The organism is Bacillus sp. HU-1818 (assembly GCF_022695965.1).
Classification (GTDB): Bacteria; Bacillota; Bacilli; order Bacillales; family Bacillaceae; genus Bacillus; species Bacillus atrophaeus.
Genome location: NZ_JAAPBE010000003.1, coordinates 686,148 through 702,697, shown reverse-complemented (window position 1 = coordinate 702,697; position 16,550 = coordinate 686,148). Strand labels below are relative to the sequence as shown.

The 16,550-nt window shown below is 45.0% G+C and carries 18 protein-coding genes; 1 reads left to right on the top strand and 17 read right to left on the bottom strand.

What is annotated here, in order from left to right:
- Positions 1-46: 46 nt before the first annotated feature.
- The 16 genes from asnS to GXP75_RS14125 all read right to left on the bottom strand — a co-directional run bounded on the left by asnS (position 47) and on the right by GXP75_RS14125 (position 14,317).
- Positions 47-1,339, bottom strand: coding sequence for an asparagine--tRNA ligase (gene asnS / locus GXP75_RS14200; RefSeq protein ID WP_242557055.1), 1,293 nt, complete (start codon positions 1,337-1,339; stop codon positions 47-49).
- Positions 1,340-1,478: 139 nt separating this feature from the next.
- Positions 1,479-2,660: a pyridoxal phosphate-dependent aminotransferase gene (locus tag GXP75_RS14195; RefSeq protein WP_214918790.1), complete on the bottom strand. Its 1,182-nt coding sequence runs from the start codon at positions 2,658-2,660 to the stop codon at positions 1,479-1,481.
- Positions 2,661-2,682: 22 nt separating this feature from the next.
- Positions 2,683-3,168, bottom strand: a complete 486-nt coding sequence (gene tseB / locus GXP75_RS14190) for a cell wall elongation/penicillin-binding protein regulator TseB (RefSeq protein WP_003325640.1) — start codon at positions 3,166-3,168, stop codon at positions 2,683-2,685.
- 9 nt (positions 3,169-3,177) lie between these two features.
- A complete protein-coding gene (locus GXP75_RS14185; protein ID WP_003325639.1) occupies positions 3,178-3,348 on the bottom strand; it encodes a YpmA family protein in 171 nt (56 codons plus the stop codon).
- Positions 3,349-3,498: 150 nt separating this feature from the next.
- The gene (gene dinG, locus GXP75_RS14180) at positions 3,499-6,291 is read right to left on the bottom strand and encodes an ATP-dependent DNA helicase DinG (RefSeq protein WP_242557054.1); all 2,793 of its coding nucleotides are present in this window, start codon (positions 6,289-6,291) and stop codon (positions 3,499-3,501) included.
- A gap of 128 nt (positions 6,292-6,419) precedes the next feature.
- A complete protein-coding gene (gene panD, locus GXP75_RS14175) occupies positions 6,420-6,803 on the bottom strand; it encodes an aspartate 1-decarboxylase (protein ID WP_214918786.1) in 384 nt (127 codons plus the stop codon).
- Between the two features lie 2 nt (positions 6,804-6,805).
- On the bottom strand, positions 6,806-7,666 hold the full coding sequence (gene panC, locus GXP75_RS14170) for a pantoate--beta-alanine ligase (RefSeq protein ID WP_214918784.1): 861 nt from the start codon (positions 7,664-7,666) through the stop codon (positions 6,806-6,808).
- The gene (panB, locus tag GXP75_RS14165) at positions 7,667-8,500 is read right to left on the bottom strand and encodes a 3-methyl-2-oxobutanoate hydroxymethyltransferase (protein WP_242557053.1); all 834 of its coding nucleotides are present in this window, start codon (positions 8,498-8,500) and stop codon (positions 7,667-7,669) included.
- Between the two features lie 41 nt (positions 8,501-8,541).
- Positions 8,542-8,760 (bottom strand): hypothetical protein, encoded by a 219-nt coding sequence (locus tag GXP75_RS14160; protein WP_242557052.1) that lies wholly within the window; start codon positions 8,758-8,760, stop codon positions 8,542-8,544.
- A complete protein-coding gene (locus tag GXP75_RS14155) occupies positions 8,741-9,724 on the bottom strand; it encodes a biotin--[acetyl-CoA-carboxylase] ligase (RefSeq protein ID WP_242557051.1) in 984 nt (327 codons plus the stop codon). The genes GXP75_RS14160 and GXP75_RS14155 overlap by 20 nt, the downstream gene beginning before the upstream one ends.
- Positions 9,709-10,902: a CCA tRNA nucleotidyltransferase gene (locus GXP75_RS14150; protein WP_242557050.1), complete on the bottom strand. Its 1,194-nt coding sequence runs from the start codon at positions 10,900-10,902 to the stop codon at positions 9,709-9,711. The genes GXP75_RS14155 and GXP75_RS14150 overlap by 16 nt, the downstream gene beginning before the upstream one ends.
- A gap of 4 nt (positions 10,903-10,906) precedes the next feature.
- Complete coding sequence (gene bshA / locus GXP75_RS14145) at positions 10,907-12,040, bottom strand: N-acetyl-alpha-D-glucosaminyl L-malate synthase BshA (RefSeq protein ID WP_214918775.1); 1,134 nt, start codon at positions 12,038-12,040, stop codon at positions 10,907-10,909.
- Positions 12,037-12,747, bottom strand: a complete 711-nt coding sequence (gene bshB1, locus GXP75_RS14140) for a bacillithiol biosynthesis deacetylase BshB1 (RefSeq protein ID WP_214918773.1) — start codon at positions 12,745-12,747, stop codon at positions 12,037-12,039. The genes bshA and bshB1 overlap by 4 nt, the downstream gene beginning before the upstream one ends.
- The gene (mgsA, locus tag GXP75_RS14135; protein WP_003325628.1) at positions 12,740-13,153 is read right to left on the bottom strand and encodes a methylglyoxal synthase; all 414 of its coding nucleotides are present in this window, start codon (positions 13,151-13,153) and stop codon (positions 12,740-12,742) included. Before mgsA ends, bshB1 begins: the two co-directional genes overlap by 8 nt.
- A gap of 13 nt (positions 13,154-13,166) precedes the next feature.
- Positions 13,167-13,970, bottom strand: coding sequence for a 4-hydroxy-tetrahydrodipicolinate reductase (gene dapB, locus GXP75_RS14130; RefSeq protein ID WP_061572983.1), 804 nt, complete (start codon positions 13,968-13,970; stop codon positions 13,167-13,169).
- An 11-nt stretch (positions 13,971-13,981) separates the two neighbouring features.
- A complete protein-coding gene (locus GXP75_RS14125; RefSeq protein ID WP_003325626.1) occupies positions 13,982-14,317 on the bottom strand; it encodes a nucleotide pyrophosphohydrolase in 336 nt (111 codons plus the stop codon).
- A 140-nt stretch (positions 14,318-14,457) separates the two neighbouring features.
- Between GXP75_RS14125 and GXP75_RS14120 the strand changes: the two genes are divergently transcribed.
- Positions 14,458-15,330, top strand: coding sequence for a YitT family protein (locus tag GXP75_RS14120; RefSeq protein WP_061572982.1), 873 nt, complete (start codon positions 14,458-14,460; stop codon positions 15,328-15,330).
- A gap of 36 nt (positions 15,331-15,366) precedes the next feature.
- Here GXP75_RS14120 and GXP75_RS14115 read toward each other — a convergent pair whose 3' ends face one another.
- A complete protein-coding gene (locus GXP75_RS14115; protein WP_242557049.1) occupies positions 15,367-16,539 on the bottom strand; it encodes an oxalate decarboxylase family bicupin in 1,173 nt (390 codons plus the stop codon).
- Positions 16,540-16,550: the final 11 nt, after the last annotated feature.

The following is a 16,550-nucleotide window of genomic DNA, read 5'->3' as shown; positions in this document are numbered from 1 at the left end:
AAAGTCTCCCGTTTACAGGAGACTCTTTTCTTATCACTTACAATTATTAAGGATACAAACGGTTCAATAAACGCGGGAATGGAATGGTTTCACGCACATGAGGCGCTCCGCTGATCCACGCGACTGTCCGCTCTAATCCAAGACCGAAGCCTGAATGCGGTACTGAACCATATTTTCTAAGCTCAGCATACCACTTATAAGCATCTGATTCCAGCCCGTGTTCTTTAAGGCGCGCTTCAAGAAGTTTCATATCATGAATCCGTTCAGACCCGCCAATGATTTCTCCGTATCCCTCAGGAGCAATCAGATCCGCACACAATACGACATCTTCGCGATCCTCAGCCGGCTGCATATAAAACGGCTTTAATGAAGTTGGGTAATGAGTGATGAACACAGGCTTGTCATAGCTTTCTGCGATTGCAGTTTCATGAGGAGCTCCGAAATCATCTCCCCACTCAATATCATCAAAGCCTTTTTCTTTTAGAAAGGCGAGCGCTTCATCATAAGTGATTCTTGGGAACGGCGCTTTTATTTGTTCGAGTTTAGAGGTATCTCTTCCCAAAGTGTTTAATTCGATTTTGCAATTTTCAAGCACACTTTGCACAACGAATGAAACATAATTCTCCTGAACCTCTAGATTTTCATTAAATTCTACAAATGCCATTTCCGGTTCTATCATCCAGAACTCGATGAGATGGCGTTTTGTTTTTGACTTTTCCGCTCTGAATGTCGGACCGAATGAGAAAACTTTTCCTAAAGCCATCGCCGCTGCTTCCATATACAGCTGGCCGCTTTGAGACAGGTAAGCATCCTCGTCAAAGTATTTCGTCGCAAAAAGCTCTGTCGTTCCCTCAGGAGCGCTTCCCGTTAAAATCGGCGGGTCTACCTTTACAAAGCCTTCGTTATTAAAGAACTCATATGTCGCACGGATGATTTCATTCCGAATCTTCATGATCGCATGCTGGCGTTTAGAACGGAGCCATAGGTGTCTGTGATCCATCAAGAATTCTGTACCGTGCTCTTTTGGTGTTATCGGATAATCTGTAGCTTCATGAATGACTTCAATGGATGTCACTGCTAATTCAAAACCGAGAGGAGAACGCTCGTCCTCTTTCACGATACCTTTTACATAGAGTGACGTTTCTTGTGTCACAGACTTAGCCGTTTGGAAAATGTTTTCATCAACTTCCGCTTTTACCACGACTCCTTGAATGAAGCCGGTTCCGTCTCTCAGCTGTAAAAATGCAATCTTTCCGCTTGAACGCTTATTCGCAACCCAAGCCCCGATCGTAACTTCCTGACCTACGTGCTTATACACTTGGTTTATTGTAGTTTTCAAAATATTTCCCTCCAGAACAGAAAAACATTCGGCACTATTTAGCCCCGAATCTTTTTTAACATCACTTTATTATAACCGTTCACATCTTACTGGGTCAATGCAGATAAAAAGCGGCTTGTTTATCAGCCGCTTTTGACCACTAGTTATGTTTTTCTACAAAACGGTTTATTCTCTCTACCGCTTTTTCCAGAAGATCTAATGAAGTTGCATAAGAGAGGCGCACATTGTCTGGCGAACCGAAGCCGGAACCTGGTACAATCGCCACTTTTTCCTCTTCAAGCAGCGCTTTCACAAACTCATCGACATCTTTGAATCCGCAGGAATGAGCCGCCTCTTTCGCGTTAGGGAATAAGTAAAATGCGCCCTCAGGCTTCACGCAAGTAAAACCTGGAATTTCGATCAGCTTCGCATAAATTGTGTTTAATCTGTGCTCAAATGCAACTCGCATTTCTTCCAATGGCTCACTTGGACCGTTATAAGCTGCAATTGCGCCATATTGAGCGATTGAAGTCGGGTTGGATGTGCTGTGGCTCGCAAGGTTCGTCATCGCTTTGATGATGTCTTGTGCTCCGGCCGCATATCCGATTCTCCAGCCTGTCATACTGTGAGATTTTGAAACGCCGTTAATAATAATGGTTTGTTCTTTTAATTTGTCAGAAAGCTGTGCGATCGAAACGTGTTTTCTTCCGCCGTATGTAAGCTTTTCATAAATCTCGTCAGAAACAATCAGAATATCGTGCTCAAGACAGACTTCACCAAGCGCTGACAGCTCATCCTCAGTGTACATCACGCCGGTCGGATTGCTTGGTGAATTGATCACAATCGCTTTTGTTTTATCTGTGATTGCACTTTTCAGCTGCTCAGGAGAAATTTTAAATTGATTTTCTTCAAGTCCTTCGACATAAACCGGCCGCCCGCCTGCCAATTTCACCTGCTCCGGATAGCTGACCCAGTATGGCGTCGGAATAATTACTTCGTCTTCTTCATCAAGAATGACTTGGAAAAGGGTGTACAGGGCATGCTTGGCACCCGTGCAAACGATGATTTCAGAAGGTTTGTATTCAATCTGCTGATCACGTTTGAATTTCTCTACAATACTTTCTTTCAGTGACGCCAGCCCGCCGGATGGCGTATATTTTGTATGACCCTCATTCATTGAACGCACAGCCGCGTCAATAATGTGCTGCGGCGTGTTAAAATCTGGTTCTCCCGCTCCGAGACCGATAACATCATGGCCTGCTTCTTTTAATTCCTTTGCTTTTGCTGTGATTGCAAGTGTGGTAGACGGTGTTAATGCGGATACTCTTTTTGCCAGTTTCAATTTCAATTCCCCCTATTTCGTCTTAAGGCGTGATATTTTTGAGAATCTTTCCACTTGAAAAGTCCACATAGCTCAAACTGTACTGCCCTTCCTTGTCTAAATAGGTCACTTCCCAAAGCAGGACGTTATCTTCTCTTGCCAGGTGAACCTCTTTTTGCTTAGAAACCAATCCTTCATCTTGAATGATTTTTGCCGCTTTCTGTTCGGTTATTCCCTCATTCGCTTTTTTAGAGAGAATTTTCGCTTTTTTATCAGCAGGAACCCATACGTACATGACTGTATCATGTTTGTCAGTTCCCTTTACGATATAATATTTTTCTTTTCCGACAAATGTTTCGACTTGATCAACTTCAGTCAGACCGGTTTCTTTTTTTGCCGAGGCAGCAGCTTCCTCATGCCCTTCTTCCTTTTGCGCCATAGCTGATTTAAAAATGCCTGCCGAAACAAGAAGAACTGCTAAAAAAATAATACCAAAAATCGCAGTAAAGATTAATGTTTTTTTTCTCATCTTCTCCTCCTACGTACGATAAATAGTAAAAACAGCCTGGTTTTGGTCTTCTTCATCCAACGCAAGTCCGAACATTAAATTGTCTCTTTTCAGAGTGCGATTCAGCATATCGACAATTTTATAAAGATCATCTGAGTGTTCCACATTGATTGTAGATAGAATTTCAATTTTACTTTCCATTTCATTGCCCTCCATTATCAAAACAAATATTGTTAATCATACTCTTTTACCCGTGCGGCATACTATTTACACAAAGCGGCATCAAAGAACCGCTTTTTAAATAAAACACCATCCTTATCCCACACCATTAAAAGCCGCTTTTTGCGGCTTTTATTCTGTTTCGCCCGAGACATAAGCTTCAAGCTCCCTGTCGGTCAGCTCAAATACTGAGGATGTCGGAAGGGCCTCTAGAAACAGGCGGCCATAGCCTGCCGTTTTAATCCGCCTGTCTAAAATGACAATCGTTCCTTTGTCCCCGGCTGTGCGAAGCAAGCGGCCGACTCCCTGTCTGAACGTCAAAACAGCTTCCGGCAGCGAGACGGTTTGAAACGGATTTTTGCCATTTTTGCGAGCCTGCTCACATTTTGCGGCATGAAGCGGATTATCGGGGGACCGAAACGGAAGTCTCGCGATAATAACGGTGGACAGTTCATCCCCCGGAAAGTCGACTCCTTCCCAAAAATGATTTGTTCCGAGCAAAATCGCCTGCTTGCTTGCTTTGAACGTTTTCATTAATTTTCCCGGACTGCCTCCTGTTATGCCTTGCGCCAGCAGCTGAACGCCGGAAAATGCCGGGCTGTGCTTTAACTCATGATGCACTTTTTTCAGCATTTCATGGGAGGTAAAAAGCACAAGGATTTTCGGCTGTGCCTCTTTGCCCATCATCTGAATGTAATGGGCCGTATCTTGGGCAACTTCGGTCTGTCCTGCATCCTGCACGGATCTCATTTCTTTTGGAATAATCACTTTCATGCGGTCATCGTAAGAGAAAGGAGATTTAATTTTGACCGTGCGCGGATAAAAATCCCCAAGCCCGAGACGCTCAATGATATATTGAAAAGAACCTTCCACTGTCAGCGTCGCTGATGTGAGAACGACGCTGTTTTTACGCGCAAAAAACTGATCCGCCAGCAGCTCTCCCGGGTCTAGAGGCTGAGCGTAAATTGCAACAGCATTTTTTGCGCCTTTTGCATCAATTTCAATCCAAACCGCTTCATTTTCATCAGACTCGAAGAATAGTCTGGTCAGTGTATGGCAATATTCTTTCAGGCTTTGCATGCTTTTACGGTATTCATCCGCCAAAAAGGCAGCACCGCTTTTTATGTTAGTCAGCTTTTTGTCCATGAGCTCCATTTGGCCTTCAAACTGCTGCTGGACGTGCATAAGCATGGAACAAAGCCGTTCCGCTCCATCAGATAGGGTCGGCCAGCTGTTATCCTGACTTTTTTTGTTCAGGTTAAAGACAAGACGGTTCATGTCGTCTTTAGGTTTTCTGCGTTTCACAAAAGAATGAACCGAACTGAAAAACGCATCGCTTTCTGCCTGAATGTATTGCAGCCATTCATCCATTTCAAAAAAGGAATCGACCGGCAAGTGGTGGGTTTGGAACAAGCGGCGCATTCTCTTTAAAAGTCCGCGCTGGTTTAATGTGCCAAGCTGGCTGAGCTTAGCATGAAGCCCTATGTATGTAACTCTTATGCCTAAATGTTCACTTGCCGCACGTTCGAAATGATGCGCTTCATCAATGATGAAGGCGCCGCTTTCCGGAAGCCTTTTTTTTCGGCTGACTTCATCAGTCAGAAGAAGTGCATGGTTTGTCACAATTAAGTCTGACTGCATCGCTTTATGCTGTGCCCGCTCATAAAAACCGCTGATCCGCTCTTTTCGGTTTCTTTTCACTGATTCTTCATCATGAGCCATTCGCTCCCACAGCATCCTGCCGCCGGACGGCAAATTCAGTTCGGCCACATCGCCTGTATCGGTTTCTGTTAACCAGACGAGAAGCTGGGACTTCGTGAGTACGGCATCGTAATTATCATCTTCCTCATGCAGGATGTGCTCAAATTTATGCAAACATAAATAATGGGACTGGCCTTTTAAAATGGCAGCCGTCACCGAAAAGGGGAACATGCGCTGTACAACCGGCAGTTCCTTATTTAAAATCTGCTGCTGGAGAAGTGTTGAGTACGTACTGATTACAACCGGTTTTTTTGACTTTTTGGCAAAAAGCGCCGCAGGAACAAGATAGCCGATCGTTTTGCCTATCCCCGGAGCCGCTTCTATTAACGCGTGCTCACGATTGGCAAATGCGGTACGCACCTCATTCATCATGATGGTCTGCCCTTCCCTTTTTTCATAGCGGGGCAATAAAGCAGAAAGGCTTTTCCCGCTTTCGTTATCCCATATGTCTACATCAGAAGGAAACTGGTCATTATGTAGCCGGCCGGTTTCAGCTTCAGGCTCTCTGATTGAGAATGAAGCAAATTTTACATAGCCCGGTGCTTCTGCTTTCTCCCGCTCAAATATAAACGTATCTAGCAGAAGCGTCAGATCACTGATAAAATGCTGAGACAGCCTTCTTAATTGCTTTAAGGTCGGCAAAGGAAGCCTTTGCAGTTTGTCAATGATCTTCAAAAAAATGAAACCTGTGACCTCTGCGTCGCTGTCGGCGCGATGCGGATTCTCATGCTTCAACTGAAGCTCTTCGCTGAGTTCAGTCAGCTTATACCCTTCAAATCCCGGATAGACAATGCGGGAAAGCTCCACTGTGTCCAGCACTTCACAATCAGGGAGCCTGAATCCTGCCGTATTTAATTCATGCTTGACAAATCCGAGGTCAAAATGGATATTATGAGCGACAAAATAGGCGCCGTCCAGCAATTGAAAAACTTCCTCAGCTACCGCTTCAAAAGGCTGTTCATTCTCTACCATGCTGTTCGTTATGCCAGTCAGCTGTTCAATAAAAAACGGAATTGATTTATTTGGATTAATATATTTGGAAAACCGCTCAGTTATTTGTCCATTTTCAATCACAACCGCTGCGATTTGAATGATTTTATCGCCTTTTTTTGGCGAATTTCCTGTTGTTTCCACGTCTATGACAACGAACCGTTGCTTGTTCATTTAAAATGGACACCTCAATTCTTGCATACGAGAAAAGTGTAACACGTTTTTCTTTGGAATGGAGCGGTAAAACAGCTTTTACTCTGAAATCTTAAAAGAAAACCCCCGATAAAGGGGGCTGTTTGCTTTTACAAAACGGTGCGGGCCGGTTCGCTGCCCAGCATTTGTTCAATTTCATTTTTTTCATTAAGCACGGCGACCTTTGGCTGGTGGCTTGCAGCGTCTTGTTCTGACATCATCTTGTAGGAAATGATAATGACTTTATCACCCGGCTGGACAAGGCGTGCGGCCGCTCCGTTCAGACAAATGACTCCGCTTCCGCGCTCACCGGGAATAATATAAGTTTCCAGACGGGCTCCGTTATTATTATTCACAATTTGAACTTTTTCATTAATAAGCATTCCGACCGCGTCAACGAGGTCTTCATCAATGGTAATACTGCCGACATAATTCAGGTTGGCTTCAGTGACAGTTGCCCGGTGGAGTTTTCCGCTCATCATCGTACGATACATATTTATATTCTCTCCATTTCGTGAATATCAATAATAATATTGTCTATTAAACGCGCCTTTGAAAATTTGACTGCTGCAGCAAGGATGACTTTCCCTTGTAGTTTATCCTGCTTTGTGAGCTCAGGATAAGAGTAGAGTTCCACATAATCAATGGCACCGCTTGTTGTCCCGATGATATCTGCTGCGGCTTTGATCACTGCTTCAGGATTTCTTTCACCGGCCCTGATCAGCTCAGCGCCTTGCTGAAGAGCTTTATAGAGTCTCGGGGCTTCGTTTCTCTCTTTTTCAGTTAAATATACGTTGCGAGAGCTTTTCGCAAGTCCGTCTTCCTCTCTGACTGTATCCACACCGACCAGCTCAATATCCATAAAGAAATCACTGATTAAACCGTCAACGACAGCAACCTGCTGTGCATCCTTGAGGCCAAAATACGCCCTTTCCGGCTTTATTAGATTGAAAAACTTCGTTAAGACTGTTGCCACGCCGTCGAAGTGCCCTTCTCTTGATCGCCCGCACAAGACGTCGGTCCGTCTTTTCACTTGCACTGCGACATTTGGATCGCCATTATACATACTGTCGGCAGACGGAGTGAAAAGAAGATCTATTCCCGCATTTTCAGCAAGCTTCGTATCCCGCTCAAGATCTCGGGGATACGCTTCAAAATCCTCTCCAGGACCGAATTGTGCAGGGTTCACAAAAATGCTCATTACCGCAATGTCGTTTTCCTGACTCGCTTTATCAGCCAACTTCAGGTGTCCTTCATGCAGAAAACCCATCGTCGGCACGAAGCCGATTGATTTGCCTACTGATTTATATTGGTTAATTACGGTTTTCAGCTCTGAAATATCTGTAATGTGTTTCATTTATTTCCCTCCGTACAAGCCTTCAAGCACTGTTTGATTCAGCTGAAAGGAATGTTTTTGTTCAGGGAAAGCACGCTTTCTCACATCATGGACATATCCGCTGATCGCCGTTTCAATAGCACCGTCAATTTGTTCATACTGTTTGACGAATTTAGGCGTTCTGGCCACACCGTAGCCGACCACATCATGAAATACAAGAACCTGACCATCCGCTTGCGCTCCCGCTCCGATGCCGATTACAGGTATTGTCAGTTCCTCAGCAATTTTTGCGGTAAGTTCAGCCGGAACACACTCGAGCACAAGCATCATTGCTCCCGCTTCCTCACATTTTTTGCTGTCTTCAAGCAATTTTTTTGCGCTTTGCTGATCTTTCCCTTGGACTTTATAACCGCCTAAAACGCCCACTGATTGCGGAGTCAGTCCTAAATGACTGACAACAGGGATTCCACCGAGCGTCAGAGCGCGGATTGATTCAAAGACGCCGTCTCCGCCTTCAAGCTTTAACGCATCCGCTCCGCTTTCCTGAATGATGGCCGCGGCGTTTTTAAGCGTCTCATCTTTAGAGAGGTGATAAGACATAAAGGGCATATCTGTCACAATAAATGTGTTTACCGCACCCCGTTTGACCGCTTTTGTATGATGAATCATGTCGGCAACAGTTACACCTACAGTAGAGTCCAGGCCGAGCACGACCATTCCCAGTGAATCACCGACTAAAATCATATCAACGCCCGCCTGTTCGGCAAGCTTGGCCGACGGGTAATCATAAGCCGTCAGCATAACAATCGGTTCTTCACTCTTCTTCATTTTTAAGAAATCGAGCTTTGTTTTCATCTTTCTCCTCCTCATGTAGAGGAGATGAGCTGCCGCTTCTTTTACAAGCCAAAAAACCTTCCGTTTTTCCAGAAGGATTCTTCACTTATCTTGAAGTTTCGGCGAGTTTCATCCCTCTGTCCCAGTCCTTTTGGATCAAGGCAGACTGCTGCTATATCTTTGTCTATTTGGATAAATAGGTGCAGTTCGCAGGCGATACTGCCCATTGGAAGTATACCAAAATCAGTTGGCTTGTACCAACTAGAAAGATCCCATTTCAATATCGGCCGAATAGATTTTTTTAACGCCTTCTTTCGTTTCTAACAGAAGAACCCCTTCATCATCTATTCCTAGCGATTTTCCGTAAAATGTCCCTTTTAAGGTTCTTGCCCTTAATTCTTGGCCGATTCCAAGAGCATAGCTTTCCCATAAGAGCTTGATCGGGGTAAAACCGTGTTTTAAATAATCATGGTACCGTTTTTCAAATGAAAGCAAAATTTGCTGAATCAATCCTGCCCGGTCTATTTTTTCCCCTGCTTCCTGGCTGAGGCTCGTCGCAATTTGCTGAAGCTCTTGCGGAAAATCGGCTGACTGCTGGTTCACATTAATGCCAATGCCGATGATAATTGACCGGACGCGGTCTTCCTCGGCTTGCATCTCAGTTAAGATGCCGACAGCTTTTTTTCCGTGAATCAGAAGATCATTAGGCCATTTAATGTCCGCTTGGACGCCTGCAGCCTCTTCAATTGCCTGCACAACGGCGACAGCTGACAAAAGGGTCAGCTGCGGCGTTTGTTGAAGCGGGATATCCGGCCTTAAAATAAGACTCATCCAGATTCCGTTTCCTTCTTGAGAATGCCATACTCTTGACATTCGCCCCCTGCCCGCTGTTTGTTTATCGGCAACAACGAGAGTTCCTTCCGGCGCACCGTTATTTGCCAGTTCATGAGCGGTTTTTTGGGTAGACGGCAGAACATCGTGATAATAAAGCTGCCGGCCCAACAGTTCAGTCTTCAAACCGAAACGAATCTCACTTTCACTGAGTTTCCCCGGTTTTTTCAACAGCCGATAGCCTTTTCTCCTGACGGCCTCTACTTCATAACCTTCATTGCGAAGCTCTTCTATATGTTTCCACACGGCGGTTCTGGAGCAGCCGAGAGCATCACTTATTTTTTGGCCGGAAATAAACTCATCTCCGGCCTTTGAAAACAAGTCGATTAACTGTGTTCTTAACTTTGATCCCATGACTTCAGCCACTCCTCTAAGTGTTTCTTTTGATTGGAGAGCTTTCCTGTAACAACAGCCTGCTCAATCCGCCGCAGCTCTTCTGAAACCCATTTTCCCGCAGGGCGGTTTCTTACATTCAGTAAATCTTGTCCTGTTATGTCGAGATCTTTGAGGCTTTTAATCGGCAGGCTGCGGTACTCTTTTCTGACGGCCTCAAGCTTTTTTTTATCCACTTGCTTGGTTTCCGACAGCATCTTGATCTTCACAGCAGAAATTAGCGCCTTTTCTCCTGCTTGATACATGGAAAGCGCATCAAGTTCTTGATAAAAGGTGTCGGCGATGCGGGATGCTTCTTTGATTACTTTTCCGGGAAGTTTCCATTTTTTCAGAAAAGGCGTTTGATCTTTTGCACTGATCTTGAGATAAACCAACATCGCTGCCCAAAGTTCCTCCCGCTCTGTTAATAACGAAAACGGACATTCACTCGCATAAAGCATATGTTCTTTTTTATCAGAGAAGCCCGGCAGCTCTTCGAAAAGTCCTGTTTTTACCATCATTCGGAGAGCGGAACTGCAAGACCTTCCTTGTAAAAGTTTCTCGAACTCCACCGTTTTCCGTTCAACAGAAACATAACGAAGCAAACTGCGGCTGCGTTCGATCGCAGCTTCGGTTTCTTCTGAGAGCGCGAAGCCAAGCTGGCTCATAAATCTGATGGCTCTGAGCATACGCAGTGCATCCTCTTGAAATCGGTCTTCAGGCTTTCCGACAGTCCGGATCAGATGATGATCAATATCCTGTCTTCCTCCAAAATAATCAATCAGCTCTCCATCTGTCTTCATTGCCATAGCGTTAATCGTCAAATCTCTGCGTTTCAAATCTTCTTCTAATGAAGTGATAAAGTGCACTTCTGACGGTCTTCTATAATCTTGATAATCCGATTCTGTCCGGAATGTCGTCACTTCATAGGTCTCATCTTCCCACAGCACAATGATGGTTCCGTGCTCTTTGCCGACATCCACCGTACGCTTAAACAAACGTTCCACCTCATTCGGCGCGGCATCTGTGGCGATATCAACATCACCGATTGCCCGGTTCATATAGCTGTCCCGAACGGCGCCGCCGACAAAATAAGCTTGATGGCCAGCTTCTATTAATGTGTTGAGCACAGGAAGCGCTTTGATAAAAACTTGTTCCATGTCATCACTCCGGTTCTGCTAAATCGGCATAGATCTGTTCGTATTCACTAACGATTTTTTGTGATGAAAATTCGCTCTTCAGCATGTGAAGCGCCGCATCGGTAAATTGTTTGCTGAGCTGTTCATCCTCTAAAATGCGCAAGGCTTTTGCTGATGCATCTTCAATATCGCCGATATCCACTAAAAAGCCGCTCACATTGTTCTTTATGACTTCAGGTATCCCGCCAACATTCGTTCCGATACACGGTACGCCGCAGGCCATTGCTTCAAGCAGAACGAGGCCAAAGCTTTCTTTTTCAGAAAGAAGCAGCTTAACATCGCTTATTGAATAAAGCTCCTCTACCCGGTCTTGATTTCCGAGCAGCATCACTTGATTTTCAAGGCCGTACTTTCTGACAAGTTCACAAGCGACTGATTTCTCGGGACCGTCTCCTACCAGAAGCAATTTTGCTTTTGTTTGATTGACGATGTTCCGGAAAACATGAATGACATCCTGCACCCGCTTGACCTTTCTGAAATTCGAGACATGAACCACTACTTTTTCGTCTGGTGAAATGCCGTATTTTTCTTTTATGCTTCTTGTATTTTTCTTCAGATATACCCGCTCATCGATAAAATTGTATATGGTTTCAATTTTTTTCTCTGGTTTGATTAAATCATAGGTTTCAGCCGCAAGAGCTGAGGATACGGCTGTCACTCTGTCTGAGGCTTCTATCGCAAAGCGGATTAAGTCTTTTAACGACGGATCATAGCCTAACACGGTAATATCTGTGCCGTGAAGAGTGGTGACGATGCCGATATTCCGTTTAAGCATCTGCTTAGCTAAATACGCGCAAACCGCGTGCGGCAGAGCATAGTGCGCATGGATAATATCCAAATTCTCCCGCTCCGCTACCTCTGCAATTTTGCTTGCCAGTGACAAATCATATGGCGGGTGTTTGAAAACAGCATATTGATTCACTTCCACTTCATGAAAATGAATATTTGGATGATATGTATTTAATCGAAAAGGAATGCTTGATGTAATAAAATGAATGTCATGGCCCTTTTCTGCAAGCAGCTTCCCGAGTTCGGTGGCAATGATGCCTGAGCCGCCGACGCTAGGATAGCATGTAATGCCAATTTTCAGCTTCTTCATTGTTCGCCTCCGAGCAGATCATGATTGAGGACCAAAAGCCGTTTTGAAAAGAATCCTTCCGCATACCCTACACCTGCTTCTTTTCCGTACAGCCGTTCCCGTGCCTCTACCATCTCAATGTATCCGTTTGTAAGCGGCGTTTCTACTGAACCCTCTGACGGCACAAACTGGCTTTGATAAGCTTGAAGGCTCTGCTTTTTATCCTCTATCGTCTCTGTAATGTCAATGACAAAATCAGGCCGATGGAACCCGTTTATCATATAATATAAAACCTTTTCCACCTTATGAGGCGGGAGATTTTTTTCATCTTTAAATTTACGTATCCCCGCGGAAAAGACTGCTTCTTCCACAAGAGCAGCCGCATTGCCGTGATCAGGATGCCGGTCTTCTTTATAAGGCATAAATACAGCTTTCGGCCGGCAGGCTCTGATTACACTCACAATCGCGCGTACGGCATGGTCGTTCATCACCAGTCCGCGGTCAGGAAGCCCGAGCTGAATTCTTTGTTCCACACCGAGCATGCGGGCTGCTGCGGCCGCTTCTTCTTTTCTCAGGCTGACCGTGCCGTTTGAAGATAACTCCGCCTCAGTCAGATCGCATATACCGGCCCTTTTTCCTTGTTTGACAAACTTTGCAATCGTTCCGCCCATACCGATCTCGACATCATCACTATGAGCGCCAAAAGCGAGGAGATCAAGGTTACCCATTTGTATCTTCCCCGCGGATCAGATTGCGGAATTCAAATGCGCCTTCTTCAAGAGAACGGACTAAAATTTCCGCAGTTCCCATATTTGTAGCAAGCGGTATCGCATAAACGTCACACAAACGGATTAATGCCGAAACATCCGGCTCGTGCGGCTGCGCCGTAAGAGGATCACGCAAAAAGATAACGAGATCGAGCGCGTTGGCTGCAATCAGAGCTCCGATTTGCTGATCCCCTCCCAAAGGACCTGATTGAAATCGCTCAACAGAAAGGCCTGTTGCCTCTTGAATTTTCAGTCCGGTTGTACCGGTCGCATATAAGTCATGCCCGCTCAAGATTGTTTTATATGCAGTCGTAAACTGCACCATGTCTTGTTTTTTCTTGTCATGAGCGATTAAAGCGATTTTCATCTGTTATCCCCCTTTAGTCTATAATGTTTTCAAGCCCATAAACGAGCTGGTCAATTTTCATCACTTGTTCAACGGCAAGTTTGACTCCTGACATGAAGGAAGCGCGATTATAGGAATCATGGCGGATCTTAAGGGATTGGCCGTCCATGCCGAACATGACTTCCTGATGTGCGATCAATCCCGGAAGACGTACACTGTGAAGACGGATTCCGTTTTGTTCAGCGCCGCGCGCGCCCGGAAGAATTTCCTTTTCATCGGGATGCCCCTGCTGTTTATCACTGCGGACTGCAGAAATCATCTCCGCCGTTTTTAATGCCGTTCCGCTTGGAGCGTCAAGCTTTTGATCATGGTGAAGCTCGATAATTTCCACATCTTCAAAGTAGTTTGCTGCCATTTGCGAAAATTTCATCATGAGCACCGCGCCTAATGCAAAGTTTGGCGCGATGATAGCGCCGATTCCTTTGTCGTCTGTCAGCGTTTTAAGATCCTCTAAATCACTCTCTGTGAAACCGGTCGTACCTACTACCGGCCGAACACCATGCTCTAACGCCACCTTCGTATGTACTTTCCCGATTTCCGGCGTCGTTAAATCAATCAGCACGTCAGGCTGTGTTTCTTGAAAACATTGTGTAATATCTGTATAAATGAGTGCTTCTGAATCAGAAGACATCACTTCTGATAATTTTTTTTGATTGTATGTATGGTCAACTGCTCCGACAAGCTCAAAATGAGGCGTGCCTTCAGCCAATTTAACAGCTTCTTGTCCCATTCTTCCTCTTGGTCCTGCTATAACTACTTTGATTGTTTCATTCGGCATTCTAATCTCCTCTACTTTCCTTCTTCTTTTCTCGTCCAGCGGTTTTTATCTCTCGTATTAAATTTATGCATGACACGGTCATGGGCTTCCTCTAGTGAAATATTCAGAGAGTTGGCTAAGCAAATCAGCACAAACAGGACATCTCCCATTTCCTCTTCCATGCTTTTATCATCTTCAGTCGCCTTCTTCGGCTTTTCTCCATAGTAATGATTCACTTCTCTTGCAAGTTCGCCCAGCTCCTCTGTCAAACGGGCCATCATGGCAAGCGGGCTGAAATAGCCTTCTTTAAATTGGCCGATGTATTGATCCACCTCAGCCTGTAATTCTTTCATCGTTTTATCACTCACTGCGCGAAACCTCCTATCATCTCTTACATGTTAGCTAATTCAGATACGTTTGACAAATGTTTAAGCAGGTGTTTGCTGTTTTCTTTTGTATCCTCTATAATATTAACGCAATCTCATGGAAGGAAAAGGGGTTTTGTGTAATGCTTGGAGAAATCAGATTAAAAAACATTTGTTTCATTTTAATAGGAGCGGCCATTTTTTCGTTCGGACTTGTTCATTTTAATATGCAGAACAACTTAGCCGAAGGCGGGTTTACCGGCATTACGCTTTTGCTTTATGCTCTATTTCACATCAGCCCGTCTATTTCGAACCTTGTGTTAAACATTCCGATATTCTTTATCGGCTGGCGCATGCTCGGCAGAACGATGTTTGTTTATACCATTGTCGGTACCGTCGCTTTGTCTCTTTTTCTCAGTATCTTTCAGCGTTACGAAATCCATATGCCCCTTCAGCATGACTTGGCGCTTGCCGCCTTATTTGCCGGTGTGTTTATCGGCGCCGGTTTAGGAATCATCTTTAAATTCGGAGGCACAACCGGCGGAGTAGATATTATCGCCCGCCTGATCAATAAGTTCTTTGGAATACCCATGGGAAGAACAATGTTCGCCTTTGATGCCTGCGTCATCGTTTTATCGTTACTCACGTATCTCTCATATAAAGAAGCTATGTACACCCTTGTTGCGGTATTTGTGGCAGCAAGATTAATTGATTTCATCCAAGAAGGCGGATACGCTGCAAAAGGCGCTACTATTATATCCATGAAAAATGACATGATCCAGCAAAAAATCATTGAAGAAATGGAAAGAGGAGTCACGGTTTTAAAAGGTCAGGGATCGTATACGAAAGAGGACAGAGATGTGCTTTATTGTGTCGTTCCGAAAAATGAAATCGTTCTGTTAAAAAGTGTGATTACCTCAGTTGATCCGCACGCATTTGTAGCCGTGAGCGATGTTCATGACGTGCTCGGGGAAGGCTTCACTCATGATGAGAATAAAAACCCTATCACGCGCTAATCAATGCAAATAGGCGGCATTCGCCGCCTTTCGCTGCTAATCACTTTTCCATTTTACGACCGGAAATTTTTCTTTTTGTAGCACATCTGTAAACGCAGCTCCGACATTCAGCGTCCGCTGCACAAAACCATGCGGCGTCAATGCGAGCCATTGGTTTAACGACACATCCTCAAACCGGTCACTTTTGAAAACCTCTAAAAAGCGCAAAACCGTACTGCCTGTATTTTGTATATAATGGCCCATCGCAAAGGGAACGTACCCTACGTCACCCGCTTGATAATTAAACGTTCTCGCTTTTCCTTCCGCTGCAAAAACGGTCATCTTTGCTTTGCCTGAAATATAATACTGCCACTCATCAGTATTCGGATGCCAATGCATTTCCCTCATTCCGCCCGGTTCTACTTCCACAACGGCGGCAGCAATTGTTTTTGATGCCTTAAAAAGAGAAGAATCTGCAATACGGACTTTGCCGCCATTGGTGATAATCGGGGCTTGCTTCGTCAGTTTGTAGCTAAAGGGTTCGGGGACCGTGCCATTTGGAGAATCAATTTTCACTTCGTTTATCGAAGGAGGCGTTCCCAACTGGAACATATAGCGTTCTTTCGCCGGAATATGTGCAAGTTCATAACCCGGAATGCCAAAATTAGCAGCCAACACGCTCCGGGATGTATGGGCAAACCAATCCGTCACAGAAAAAGTGCTGTTTTCGGAGAATGAACCGTCATCAAAAACAAGCAAAAATTCACTGCCTTCCTCCAACCCTTGAATCGAGTGGGGAATACCTGATGGAAAGTACCAGAGATCGCCTTCTCCGACATCATCAATGAAATTTCGTCCCTTTTGATCCACGGCAGTAATACGGACCTTGCCGTTTAACACATAGCCCCACTCTGCTTCTTTATGCCAGTGAAGCTCCCGCACTCCGCCCGGCTTCAGCCGCATATTCACAGCCGCAAGCTGGGTCGCCGCCGGCAGTTCCCGCACTGTCACCTCTCTTGACCATCCGCCGTGCTCCAGTCGCATATGTGTGTCTGAAAAGGAAAATTTCAAATTCTCAATTATACCTGCATCTGTAGCCGGCGGCACCAGCATATCCGGATTTTGCAGATCCCGCTCAAGGTTGCGTGGACCGTCATCAGTCGCCCCTTTATCTCCTCTGATAGGCTGCGGGATATGGCTTGAAGGCATTTGCTGAATGATTTTTTTCATTTCGCATTTTC